This is a genomic window from Chryseobacterium sp. LAM-KRS1 (genome assembly GCF_013184525.1).
GTDB classification, from domain to species: Bacteria; Bacteroidota; Bacteroidia; order Flavobacteriales; family Weeksellaceae; genus Chryseobacterium; species Chryseobacterium proteolyticum.
In genome coordinates, this window is the sequence record NZ_JAAOIZ010000001.1 from 103,117 (window position 1) to 116,357 (window position 13,241).

Consider the following 13,241-nt stretch of genomic DNA (forward strand, 5'->3'; position numbering starts at 1 on the left):
CTTTAGTTTGAACAAAGGCAACTGCGGATAGCTGCCTTTAGCATTTTTAAAGTATCTCGTATCTGGTTTTAATGCTGTATTTCAATTTGATATTTTCAATATTGTCAAATGAATAATCAACTCCTGCATCAGCTTCCATTTGTACATTACTGGATTTTCTCATGTAGGCAGACATTGGCATAATAGTGTCACTTGTGTAATCCTCGATCTCTGTAATTTCTAAAGGAGCTCCGGTTTTTTTACCCATGCTTTCCAGTAAATAATCCGCTTTTTCTTTAGCTGCCTTTAATGCATTTATTTTTACGGTTTTTCTGAAATCTGCAATTTTGGTATTTTTTACCTCTGCAATATTCAGGTTGCTTACCCACTTTTGATTTAACCCTTCGAATACCTTACTGAGGTTGGTCTTAGCATTTACCTTAAACTGAAAACTTTTGGTGAACTTGGTTGTTTTTGAGTAAAGATTCTGATACATTGATTTGAAGGTGATATCCTCATTCTTTACCCCATTGCTTTTTAAAGTTTCAAATAATTTTTTTTCATTGTCTGCCAGTTCATTTTTGTTATCGGCCTTTATTCCGATGTTGAAGATGATTTCGTCCGGCTCTACTTCCATTTCAGCAACTCCCGTTACCTCAATTGCATTTTTCTTTACTTCCTGTGCGTTTATTAAACTTCCTGCTGTAAGGAATCCGATTAATAAAAAATGTCTCAATTTCATAATTTCTTGTTTTAAATTCTGAAGTAAAATTAGTCCGATTGTAAACCTGAAATGAATAGACTTGGTGAAATGAAGTTTTCACTTGGTGAAATGACAAAAAAAAAGACAGTTCACTCGAACTGTCTTTTTATTATAGGTATTTAAATTCTTTTTAAGGCAAGAAAAAGACCTTTGAAATCTTATTGTCTTTTATTTCATAGATGGCTGTTGCTTCTACTTTTCCGTTTTTCCTGATTCCTGAAACACTTTCTTTATCCACTACAAAATTCCCTTTGATCAGCCTATTGGTAATTTCACAATGAAGATCCGGTAATTTGTCAAACATAGCGCTGTAGGTTTTTCTCATGGCATCTTTTCCCTTGCTTATTAATTTATCAGGGAAAGTATAGAGTTCGACATCGTCGGCATAAGGTTCTAGAAATGCATCTATATTTCTGGCATTATATCCGTTTACCTGTTGCTGGACAAGGATTTCTGGGGTGATTTTTAAAATTTTATCAGGCTGTATTGGCTGTCCGTTTTTGAAAATCATTTCTATCTGGGTAAGATGATCCAGATTTTCAGTGGGATCTGCGCGTAAAAGAACCATATCTGCTACTTTACCGGTGTTTATACTTCCCGAAATATTTTCTTTATTAAAGATCTTGGCTGGATTAATTGTTGCAGACTGAATGATCTGCCAGTTGTTCATTCCACTTTCTTTCATTGCTTTTAGCTCGGCAAGAAAGGAAGTAGCATGTTGGGTGGCAATGTTTCCCGCATCTGTACCTGCTGCAATGGTTACCCCTCTGTCCGAAAGTCTTTTTAGATTAATGATTCTTACAGAATCTTTCTTTCTGGCGTAAGCGTTCAGCTGAGGTAGGTTGAAACGCTTTTTCATCTTATTGATCGTTGTGGAGTCTGCAGAATCTGCTAAATGTTGAAGATCATAGATAGATCCTACTGTTTGTGGATTCGAATTCTCCAGTTCATAGGTATTGTATTTCTTTTTCTGGGCATAGGTTTTAAAGTAATTATCCATCACCGTGAGTGTCGGGCTGAGTACTACTTTTTTTGATTTAAGAAGTTTGATAAAGTCATCTGGTACAACTTCATCTTCCACATCATGCACTAAAAAGTCGGCTCCATTTTGTACGGCAATCTGTGCGGTAATTCTTTCCGTAGCATGTACTGCAACTTTAAGGTTGTTTTTGTGAGCTTCTTCAATAATAGTTTTAATAATAGGCTCATATTTTTTTGCCATGGCTTCTATTTCTTTCGGGTCGGCCATAACGATATACCATATTTTGATAAAGTCGGGTTTATAGGGAAGCTGCTCCTGAACCATCTTGCGTCCTTCTTCACTGGTTTTCACCAGTTTGAAAGGCTCATTTTTATCCAGGTTTTTAAAAGCTTCGGGCTCGTAGGTTGTAATGAGTGGCCCTGTCATATAAACAGAAGGCAGACTAGGATTTTTTGCAAATGAATCTCTTAATTTCAGAAAGTTGAAAGTAGCACCTGCATCGATGACGGAAGTAATTCCATTTTTAAGATAACGCAGTAAAAAATCTTCCATATTCTGATGTACCCAATCTATTTCTTTTTCATAAGGGATCTGCTTTCTGAGATCAAATGCATCCGGTCTCGTATATAAGCCTCCGCTCTGGAAGAAATGAACGTGGGCATCCGTCATTCCCGGCATCAGAAATTTACCTTTTCCATCTATAACCGTCGCATTTTTAGGGATTGTTACTTTATGCCCCGGTTTGATTTCAGAGATCATGTTTTTTGTAACCACTACGGTTTGATTGGGAATCATTTTTTTATTCATCACATCCACAACCGTTACATTCTGAATGTAGGTTTGTGCATGAATTGTCTGGGTAAGAAAACACAGAAGGGACAGTAAATACAAATAGGTTTTCATGAGTTTCTTTTAAGAGATTTGTAATTCACAAATATATGAAAACAGGTGTATTGATTATTATTTCTTTTAAACTTGGTGAAATATACGTTTCACTTGGTGAATGGTAAGAGACGATACCTAAAGTTTTACTTACTTTGCATAATAGATCTGGATACAAGTGAAACTACTTTTTAAAATTATATTACTCATTACCTTGGCAATTGGAAGTTCTTCTTTTGCCCAGGATTCCATGAAGGTTTCTAAAGTACTTAAGTCTGCCTCCAAAATTAGAAAAGCGGTTGATAATAATGATAATAAAACGGTCGCGGATACCTATGTCAGTATGGCAAATGATTATTACGGTCAGGGAAATTATGCAAAAAGTGAAGAATATTTGATAAAAGCAAGGAATCTGTACCAAAACCTAAACGATAAAAAGAACCTCGAATTTGTAACCCGAAAGCTCGCGCAATCCCAGGAAAAACAAAATAAAATAAGTCCGGCGATCCTTAACTACAGCAGAGCAGCTGATATCAGCTACTCAAAGGAAAACAAAAGCATCAATACCAACGATGTTACCAGGCTCTCGTCACCTTCTAAGGAAGAGAGGGCGGAAGCGATCCAAAGCAATATTGATATCAGCAGGAAAGACAATGAAAAAGCAGATCTGGCAGCCAGTTACAGTCAGTTAGCTGATGTAAACATCCAGCAAAACGATATACCTAAAGCTGAAGCGAATCTTAAAAGTGCTTACACAATTTCCAAAAAGCAGATGGAACCTCAGCAGGCTCTGGAAATTAATCAGAAGCTGACCAATTTTTATGTTGAGAATAAAGATTTTGATAAAGCCATTGAAGCCAAGAAGAAAGTTTTGAAAGAGGACTTTGTAAAAGATAATTCTCAGAAAAAAGTAGAACAGATCCAAGAGCTCGCTGATATTTATATTAAAAAAAATGATACAAAAAGTGCTATTGAAACATTGAAAAATGCCTACAATATTGCACTGGAAAAAGGACATACGCTGGAGGCCCAGAAAAGTGTAAAAAGATTGGACAGTTTGTACAGTGTTTCCGAAAATACGGGTGAATCGGTAAAGCTATACAGGGATTTTCTCGGACGATTACCTGATCTTGTTTCAAAGGACAGAAGTCTTGTTGATAATAAAATTCTTGAAGACACCGAACAAAGAATAGCACAATTAGAAAAAGAAAGGGAATTAAAAGATGAGCTGATCCGCAAAAAGAATGCATTTAATTATAGTCTTATAGGAGCCTTGGTTGTATTGGCAGCATTGGCAGGCTTCATTTTATGGACATTAAAGAAAGTTCAGATCAAAAATAAAAAGATAGCTTTACAATCCCTTCGCCGGGAAATGAATCCACATTTCATTTTCAACAGTTTAAATAGTGTGAATCAATTCATCGCCACGAATAATGAGTTGGAGGCGAATCAATACCTGACAAAATTTTCGAAACTGATGCGCGGTGTTATGGAAAACTCAGCAGAGGATTTTATTCCTTTCCAACAGGAACTCGATCTGTTACAGAACTATCTGGCTCTGGAAAAAACACGGTTTGCAGATAAATTTGACTATGAAATCAAGGTGGATGAAAGCCTGAATTTACAGAGTCTATTGATACCCGGCATGCTGATCCAGCCTTTTTTGGAAAATGCGATATGGCATGGGCTACGGTATCGTCAGAACAAAGGATTTTTACAACTGAATTTTGAGAAGCAGGGTCAATATATGATAATAACCGTTGATGATAACGGAATAGGTATTGAAGAAAGTAAAAAATTGAAAACAGAACATCAAAAATCAAGGCAAGGAAGAGGGATGAAAAATACGATGGAAAGAATTACTTTGTTAAATGACCTTTATAAACAGGACATCCACTGTGCCATAACGGATAAAAAGAATGAACAAGGTGTAACTGTACAGATCCGCTATAAATTATAACTTTTTCAGGATTATCTTATCTAATAGACGTTTGCATTTCAACTAAATATTATATTTTTACATGTAAACCGGACATTATCCGGATCTGTATCAATGAAAATAAAAGCTGTTATCATAGATGATGAGGTTATTGCAAGAGAGGTTCTAAGGAATTATCTTACAAAATATTGTCCTCAGGTAGAAATCCTCGGTGAAGCCGAAAATATAAAAGATGCCGTTCCTCTGATCGCTGAGAAGCTTCCGCAGCTTGTTTTTCTGGATGTGGAAATGCCATTCGGGAATGCTTTTGATGTCTTGGAAGCTACTAAGGATTACACCTATGAAACGATCTTTATAACTGCTTTTTCTCAATATTCCTTACAGGCTCTTAATAAGTCGGCCAGCTATTATATTTTAAAACCTATAGATATCCAGGAGCTGATTCTTGCCGTCAATAAAGTAGCAGAAAGCCTTGAAAAAAAGGAAGAGCTGAACCGGAATAAAATACTGTTGGAAAATCTCAAAGTAAAACCTGATAAGCAGCAACTTATCCTGCCGACATTACAGGGATTTGATGTTGTGAAAACTGAAGAAATAGTAAGACTGCAGGCAGATGGAAATTTTACCCTCGTTTATCTTACAGACGGAACCAAAAAGATGGTATGCAGATTTTTAAAACATTTTGATGATCTTCTTGAAGCTCCCTTTGTCAGAGTTCATCGTTCACATATCATCAATACAGGTTTTGTTAAATCATATCACAAAAGCGGGACTGTTACTTTATTGGATGATGCTGAGATTGAGGTTTCAGGGACATTCAAAGAAGCTTTTCTTAAAACCTTTTCTTAGCTTTATGTTAAGGGGAACCTAAAGGCATCATTTTTGGACTTTTTCATAACCACAAACTTATATTATTATGAAAAATTTTCAGAAAATAGTTATTCCTGTCTCGATAGGAGTTTTAGGATTTCTCATTTTTAATCAATGTTCTGTAAGGGTACCAAAAGGTGCTGTGCCTGTCACCCGTTTTGATTCCGGAAGATACCTGGGAAAATGGTATGAAATTGCCCGCTTCGATTATAAGTTTGAGAAAGACATGGACAATGTTACGGCAACCTATTCCCAAAATCCCGATGGAAGCATCCGGGTAGATAATAAAGGGTATAATTATGTGAAAAAAGAATGGAAAGAGTCCATAGGAGAGGCAAGGTTTGTAAAAGATAAAACGGAAGCCCGCTTAAAAGTTTCTTTTTTTAAACCTATTTGGGCAGGCTATAATGTGATTGATATCGATAAAAACTATCAGTATGCCTTAGTAGCAGGAAACAGCTTAAAATACCTGTGGATATTATCCAGAACGACTGAAATTCCGGAAAGCATAAGATTACGGTTTTTAGAAAAAGCAAAGAGAATAGGATATAATACGGATGAATTGATCTGGGTGAAGCATAATTAGCAAAAAGGCTGATTTGCCTAGAAAGATTTCTATAATAAACATTGCCGAGGCCACAGATTTTTCCGTCATTTGTATTAGATTTTTTTTCAAGAATGTACAATATGGAAAATGCTGTTCTCATTACTATCGGAGACGAGATCCTTTCAGGAAATACAATAGATACCAATTCTAATTTTATTGCTACTGAACTTAAGAATATAGGGATAAAAGTTTCACAGATTTTCACGATTTCTGATGAAATTGAAACTATAAAGGATACTTTACATGCTGCTTTTGAGATAGGAGACCTTGTTATTACAACAGGTGGGCTGGGTCCTACAAGGGATGACAAAACTAAAAAAGCGCTTGCCGATTTTTTTAATGATGAAATAGCTCTGGATGAACCGACTTTCGAACATTTAAAAAAATATATGGAAAAAAGAGGCCGTCTGGAAATTCTGGAAAGAAACAGAGAACAGGCTTTTGTTCCTGCTAAATCTACAGTTTTCCAGAATCAGTATGGGACTGCTCCATGTATGATGATGAAGTATGGTGATAAACTGAGCTTTAGTCTTCCCGGAGTGCCTTATGAAGTAAAGCCCCTGATCAAAGACCAGATTATTCCTTACCTAAAAAATACTTTTAGCTTACAGTATATCACCACAAGAATTGTTTCCGTAGTAGGAATTCCTGAAAGTATTTTAGCGGATATCATTGAGGATTGGGAGCTTTCGTTACCTGAGAATCTGGCTTTATCCTATCTTCCGGTGGGAACCCGCGTGAAGCTTCGTCTTACAGCATCTGGACATGATGAAAATATTCTGAACAGACAACTTGAGGAAGAGATTCAAAAACTCTTTCCATTGGTAGGTGAAAATATTATCGCTACTACTGAGGACAAAATTGAGAAAATATTAGGGGAACTTTTGGGTGAAAAAAAACTTACGCTTTCCACGGCCGAAAGCTGTACGGGGGGAGAATTGGCAAAAATGATCACTTCGAATTCAGGAAGTTCCAAATATTTTATAGGTGGAATTGTTCCCTATGCAACAGAAAAAAAAGTTGAAATTTTAAAAGTTTCTCAAAGCACGGTGGACGAATTTACGGTTGTAAGTGAACAGGTAGCTGAAGAAATGGCAAAGGGATGTCAGCGCTTATTTGATACGGATATTTCCATTTCTACAACTGGAGTTGCCGGACCGGGAAAAGGAGAGGATGGAAAGGATGTAGGAACCGTTTTCTATACAATCAGGATTCATGATCAGGCTCAAAACTTCAAACTTTATATGCCCCATCTGGAAAGACTTGACTTTATGAATTTCGTTTCACAGAAAATTATTCAGGATTTGGTGAGCTTGCTTGTAAATAATTAGTTAAACTTTTCTTTTTTTTAATTTTTTTTTAATTTTAAATACAACAGTTTTTCACACTTTTTGAATCTTCAGCCGAAAATATCAAAACGTGGAAAATTCAAAACAGGTTTTTCAAACAACTAATAAAAAACGCTGGAGAAATGTGCAGTGGGGATCCCGCATTTTTATCTTTGTCGGGATATTGCTTTTCCTGGCGTTGGCACTCATGATGAAACTGGACAAAAGTCCCAAAATCCCTTTTCATGAAGATTACAAAACCGTTATCACAGCAGGAAAGCCTTACCTTCAGGAGAATAGAATCTCAAAAGAATATAAGGGATTCAGAAGCTTTATTTCTGAAAAGACGATTCGTACCAATGTTTCCAAAATTGAGGAAGCAAAAGCAGAAAGATTAAAAAACCAAAACAGGAACTGGGCTCAATTTCCAGGAGGGATCCGTTCTGCTTTCTATGTAGCCTGGGACCCTCAATCCCTCATGTCCCTGAAAAGGAATGTTAAGCACATCAATTTGGTCTTTCCGGAATGGTTTTTCCTTGATCCTAAAACAGGAAATCTGAAAACCAATATCGATCCTGAAGGATATAAGGTTATAAAAAGAACGGGAGTTGCTGCGATGCCGATTCTCAGTAATAACTCAGACAGAGAATTCCGTGCTGAGGGTTTGGCAAAAGTACTTAACGATCCGTTAAGAAGAACCAAACTGATCCGGAAGCTTGCGGAGGAATGCGTAAAGTTTCATTTCAAAGGAATCAATATTGACTTCGAGGACATGAATTTGAATTCTGATGAAAATCTTATTGCTTTTATGAAAGAGCTTTCAGATAATTTTAAACAGAATAAGCTACTGGTGACCATGGATATTATGACGGATAATGACGATTATAATATTCAAAAATTAAATCCTTACGTAGACTATTTTGTGTTGATGGCATACGATGAATATTCAGCTTCGGGGGATGCAGGACCTATCTCTTCTCAAAAATGGATTGAAGCGCAAACCGGGAAAATTTTAAAGAAAACAACGGCAAACAAGATTATTCTAGGTCTTGGGGCTTATGGATATGACTGGAGCTCAAATCCGGATGATAATATTTCGGTTTCCTATATGCAGGCTATTACTAAGGCCAGTGCAAGTAAATCGGTTATCAATTTTGATGACAATACTTTTAATCTCAACTATTCATACACAGATTTTAAGAATAATACCCATACGGTATTTTTTAATGATGCGGCATCGATTTTTAATACTATGCGCTTTTCTTCGGAATATCCTTTGGCGGGAACAGCACTTTGGAGATTGGGAAGCGAGGACAGCAGAATCTGGAATTTTTATGATAAAGATCTCACTTTTGCCGGCCTGCCTAAGCTTGATCTTAAAAAACTGGAGAATGTAAAAGGCCAGACCATGGTAGATTATATCGGAGATGGTGAAGTACTGGATGTCCTGAATACACCCCATGACGGGAAAATAGCTCTGGAAATAGATCCTAAAGAAAAAATTATTACGGATGAGAACTATATCACGTATCCAAGTTCTTATGAAGTGAAAAAATATGGTTGGGCACCACAGAAAGAACTGGTACTGACATTTGATGATGGTCCGGATGAAACGTATACTCCTCAGGTCCTTGATATCTTATCAAAATATCACGTTCCGGCTGCATTCTTTTTAATCGGCCTGAATGCTGAGAAAAATCTTCCTCTGGTAAAAAGAATCTACAGAGAGGGACATGAAATAGGAAACCATACTTTCACTCATGAAAATGTGGCCAAAGTAAGTCCGGAGAGGGCTTTATTAGAGATGAAACTGACGAGGCTCTTATTTGAATGCATAACCGGTCATAGCACGATCCTGTTCAGAGCACCTTATAATGCAGATTCCGAGCCTACAACCTCTGAAGAGATTATTCCCGTTGCCTTGGCCAGACAGCAGAATTATCTCGATATCGGTGAAAGTATAGATCCCGAAGACTGGCAACCTGGTATTAAAGCAGATGAGATCGTAAAACGTGTAATGCAGGGTATCAAGCAGGAGAGAGGAAATATTATTCTACTGCATGATGCTGGAGGAGACACAAGAGAAGAGACGATCAAAGCTCTGAAAATTTTAATTCCTACTTTGCAGAAGCAAGGTTATCATTTCACGAATCTGGCAAGCATTTTACATAAAAGTAAAAATGAGCTGATGCCTGCGGTTCCAAAAACCAAGTCGTATTACATTATGCAGCTGAATCTTGTATTAGCGACTGTAATTTATGGGATTAGTCATTTTCTGGTGGCTTTATTTACCATCTTCATTATTTTAGGAATTATCCGTTTGTTATTTATGGTGTACTGGGCAATTAAAGAAAAAGGAAAAGAGAAAAAGCTTTCAAATTTTCCCGTATTGGATACCTATCCTAAAGTATCTATTATTGTTCCTGCCTATAATGAGGAAGTTAATATTGTATCCTCTTTGCATAATTTATTAAAACAGTCCTATCCTAATTTTGATGTTATTCTTGTAGATGACGGAAGTAAAGATCTCACTTATACAAAGGCCAGGGAAGCATTTTCTGAACATCCTAAACTCAAGATTTTCACGAAAGCTAACGGAGGAAAAGCAACCGCTTTAAATTTTGGGATTTCACAAACTGATGCTGAATATGTTGTTTGTATCGATGCCGATACCAAACTGCAACAAGATGCTGTGAAGTTTTTGATTGCAAGGTTTTTGAATGCCTCTGCTGAAGAGAAGATTGCAGCAGTTGCGGGAAATGTAAAAGTTGGAAATCAGGTCAACTGGCTTACAAAGTGGCAGGCTATAGAATATACAACCAGCCAGAATTTTGACAGGTTAGCTTATGCGAATATTAATGCAATTACAGTAATCCCGGGAGCAATCGGAGCATTTAGGAGATCCGTAATTGATGAGGTAGGTGGATATTCTTCGGATACACTGGCTGAAGATTGTGATATTACGGTAAAAATTCTTAGAGAAGGATATACTGTGGCTAATGAAAACAATGCTGTTGCCGTAACAGAAGCTCCGGAGACGGTAAAACAGTTTTTAAAACAACGTTTCCGATGGACCTATGGAATTATGCAGATGTTCTGGAAGCAAAAACAAACCTTCTTAAACCCTAAATATAAAGGACTGGGACTTTGGGCAATGCCAAATATTTTATTGTTTCAATATATTATTCCGTTCTTTTCACCTTTTGCAGATGTCATTATGTTTTTTGGGATCTTATTTGGAAACGGAGAAAAAATATTTGTATACTATTTACTTTTTCTTTTGGTTGATGCTTCCCTTGCAATCATAGCGTTTTTGATGCAAAAAGAAAAGCTGATCAATCTCGTGTATGTGATTCCGCAAAGATTCGGATACAGATGGCTGATGTATATTGTATTGTTCAGAAGCCTGAGAAGGGCCCTGAAAGGAGAAATGCAGTCCTGGGGATTCCTGAAAAGGACAGGAAATGTAAAGGAGATAACAACTTCTTAATATTTGTTTAAATTTGTTTTTGTAAACGTAACATATGTTACAATATAAAGACATATTATATAAATTGTTATTATAATGAAAAAACTAACGCTTTCTTTGTTTTTACTAGCGGGAATTTGCTCACAGAATACAGTGAATGCTCAGGCTAAAACAACTAAAACAGTAATGAGTACAACGGATAAAGGTTTAGACCTTAGTTTAATGGACAAATCTGTACGTCCACAGGATGATTTTTACAACTACGTGAGTGGAACGTGGATGAAAACGGCCAAAATTCCAGCTGATAAACCAACATGGGGAAGCTTCAATAAACTGGCAGATGATACTGACAATAATTCAATGACGATTTTGAATTCTCTTTTGAAGGATAAATTTGCAGAGGGAAGTGAAGGAAAAAAAATCCAGGATCTGTATGCTACTTATATGAACATGCAGAAGAGAAATGCTGATGGTATCAAACCTATCCAGGCTAACCTTAGTAAAATTGATGCTATTAAAAACCTTGCCGATCTGCAGAATTACCTGATCTCTGTAACTAAAGAAGGAGAGAATGTGTTATACGGATGGGGCGTAGATGCTGACCTTAAGGATTCTAAAATGAATGCGATCTATCTTGGCGATGCATCTCTTGGTTTAGGAAGAGATTATTATCAGAAAGTAAATGAAAAAAATACGGAAGCGATTGCTGAATACCAAAAGTATGTGGCTTCTATGTTAAAAGAATTAGGGTACAAAAATGCTGATGAAGCCGCAAAAGGAATTGTTGATTACGAAAAAAGCATTGCTAAAACTTATCTGACAAACGAGCAGATCCGCGATTCCAATCTTCAGTATAATCCGAAGACGATGTCTGAACTTTCTGCTTTAGTAAAAAATGTTGATCTACCGGCTTACCTTAAAAAAGTTGGAGTAAATTCAGATAAAGTAATCATCGGAGAACTGGGTTATTATAAAAACTTCGACCAATTGGTAAATGCTAATAATCTTCCGGTTATCAAGGATTATCTGAAATTCCACCTGATCAACGGAAGCGCATCTTATCTGAGTGAAAACCTTGGGAACATGAGATTTGCTTTCTATGGAAAATACCTTAGAGGTCAGCAGGAACAGCGAGCTTTGAACAAAAGAGGATATGAGCTGATCAACAGTTCTCTGGGCGAAGCTTTCGGTAAATTATATGTTGAGAAATATTTCCCGGCTGAAGCTAAAGCTCAGATGGTTGAATTGATCGATTATTTAAAGAAAAGCTTTGTGGTTCACATCAACAATTTAACATGGATGTCTTCTACAACAAAAGAAAAAGCATTAAACAAGCTTAATAAATTCACTGTAAAAGTTGCTTATCCGGATAAATGGAAAGATTATTCCAAATTGGTTATCACTCCAGAATCAAAAGGAGGTACTTTATACCAAAACCTTCAGAATGTTTCAGAATGGCAGTATAATAAAGATTTAGCTAAAATTGGAAAACCGGTTGATAAAACTGAATGGGGAATGACTCCACAAACGGTAAATGCATATTATAATCCGGTAAATAACGAGATTGTATTCCCTGCAGCTATTCTTCAGCCGCCGTTCTTTAATCCTCAGGCTGATGCTGCTGTGAACTTCGGTGGAATCGGAGCTGTTATCGGTCATGAAATGAGCCACGGATTTGATGATTCGGGAGCTCAGTTTGATGCAGACGGAAACCTGGTAGACTGGTGGACGCCTGAAGATAAAACGAACTTTGAAAAAGCAACAAAAGCCCTTGCTGCCCAATATGATAAATATGAGCCGGTAAAAGGAACTTTCGTAAACGGAACCTTTACAAATGGTGAAAATATCGCAGATTTAGGAGGTGTAAATATCGCTTATGATGCATTACAAATGTATTTGAAAGATAAAGGAAATCCTGGAGTGATCAGCGGATACACACAGGATCAAAGATTCTTCTTAAGCTGGGCAACAGTATGGAGAACATTATCAAGTGAAAAGTACATGATCAATCAGGTGAAAACAGACCCGCATTCTCCTGGATATTTCAGAAGCTTCGGTCCGTTAACGAACGTTGACGCATTCTATAAAGCATTTGATGTAAAACAGGGAGACAAACTGTATAAAGCTCCTCAGGACAGAATCAAAATCTGGTAATAATAAATAAAGCCGCTCAGAAATGAGCGGCTTTTATTTACTTGCTGAGCAAATCATGTACAGTAGTTGGTAAATCTCAATCGGAAGAAATGGGTCTATACTTTTATTTCTATAATCGGTATTTTTTCTCTAATTTCAAATCCTGGAGCTTATACTCTCTTAACCTGATTGCCATATTCCTCAACTTTTAACAATTTCTCAATTCTACCATCTTACATAATGAAAATTCGTATATTTGGTAAGTTTGTGTAAAATCAAAAAACGATCT

At 36.7% G+C, this 13,241-nt stretch carries 8 protein-coding genes; 6 read left to right on the forward strand and 2 right to left on the reverse strand.

Going from position 1 to position 13,241, the window contains the following annotated elements; all coding sequences use genetic code 11:
* Positions 1–46: 46 nt before the first annotated feature.
* Both G9C87_RS00500 and G9C87_RS00505 read right to left on the reverse strand, forming a co-directional pair.
* A complete protein-coding gene (locus tag G9C87_RS00500) occupies positions 47–721 on the reverse strand; it encodes an SIMPL domain-containing protein (protein ID WP_172276751.1) in 675 nt (224 codons plus the stop codon).
* A gap of 151 nt (positions 722–872) precedes the next feature.
* Positions 873–2,627, reverse strand: coding sequence for an amidohydrolase family protein (locus tag G9C87_RS00505; protein WP_172276754.1), 1,755 nt, complete (start codon positions 2,625–2,627; stop codon positions 873–875).
* Positions 2,628–2,784: 157 nt separating this feature from the next.
* Between G9C87_RS00505 and G9C87_RS00510 the strand changes: the two genes are divergently transcribed.
* From G9C87_RS00510 to G9C87_RS00535, 6 genes are all read left to right on the forward strand, one after another.
* Positions 2,785–4,566, forward strand: coding sequence for a histidine kinase (locus tag G9C87_RS00510; protein WP_317168517.1), 1,782 nt, complete (start codon positions 2,785–2,787; stop codon positions 4,564–4,566).
* A 93-nt stretch (positions 4,567–4,659) separates the two neighbouring features.
* Positions 4,660–5,394, forward strand: a complete 735-nt coding sequence (locus G9C87_RS00515; RefSeq protein ID WP_172276757.1) for a LytR/AlgR family response regulator transcription factor — start codon at positions 4,660–4,662, stop codon at positions 5,392–5,394.
* Positions 5,395–5,461: 67 nt separating this feature from the next.
* Positions 5,462–6,001, forward strand: a complete 540-nt coding sequence (locus G9C87_RS00520; RefSeq protein ID WP_172276760.1) for a lipocalin family protein — start codon at positions 5,462–5,464, stop codon at positions 5,999–6,001.
* Between the two features lie 101 nt (positions 6,002–6,102).
* The gene (locus G9C87_RS00525; RefSeq protein WP_172276763.1) at positions 6,103–7,353 is read left to right on the forward strand and encodes a CinA family nicotinamide mononucleotide deamidase-related protein; all 1,251 of its coding nucleotides are present in this window, start codon (positions 6,103–6,105) and stop codon (positions 7,351–7,353) included.
* Between the two features lie 88 nt (positions 7,354–7,441).
* A complete protein-coding gene (locus G9C87_RS00530) occupies positions 7,442–10,840 on the forward strand; it encodes a polysaccharide deacetylase family protein (RefSeq protein WP_172276766.1) in 3,399 nt (1,132 codons plus the stop codon).
* A 75-nt stretch (positions 10,841–10,915) separates the two neighbouring features.
* A complete protein-coding gene (locus tag G9C87_RS00535; protein WP_172276769.1) occupies positions 10,916–12,973 on the forward strand; it encodes a M13 family metallopeptidase in 2,058 nt (685 codons plus the stop codon).
* Positions 12,974–13,241: the final 268 nt, after the last annotated feature.

Bases quoted from the DNA above. Each gene is read 5' to 3' on its own strand.
- G9C87_RS00525 (WP_172276763.1), top strand. From the start codon at position 6,103: ATGGAAAATGCTGTTCTCATTACTATCGGAGACGAGATCCTTTCAGGA.
- G9C87_RS00520 (WP_172276760.1), top strand. From the start codon at position 5,462: ATGAAAAATTTTCAGAAAATAGTTATTCCTGTCTCGATAGGAGTTTTA.
- G9C87_RS00505 (WP_172276754.1), bottom strand. From the start codon at position 2,627: ATGAAAACCTATTTGTATTTACTGTCCCTTCTGTGTTTTCTTACCCAG.
- G9C87_RS00515 (WP_172276757.1), top strand. From the start codon at position 4,660: ATGAAAATAAAAGCTGTTATCATAGATGATGAGGTTATTGCAAGAGAG.
- G9C87_RS00500 (WP_172276751.1), bottom strand. From the start codon at position 721: ATGAAATTGAGACATTTTTTATTAATCGGATTCCTTACAGCAGGAAGT.
- G9C87_RS00535 (WP_172276769.1), top strand. From the start codon at position 10,916: ATGAAAAAACTAACGCTTTCTTTGTTTTTACTAGCGGGAATTTGCTCA.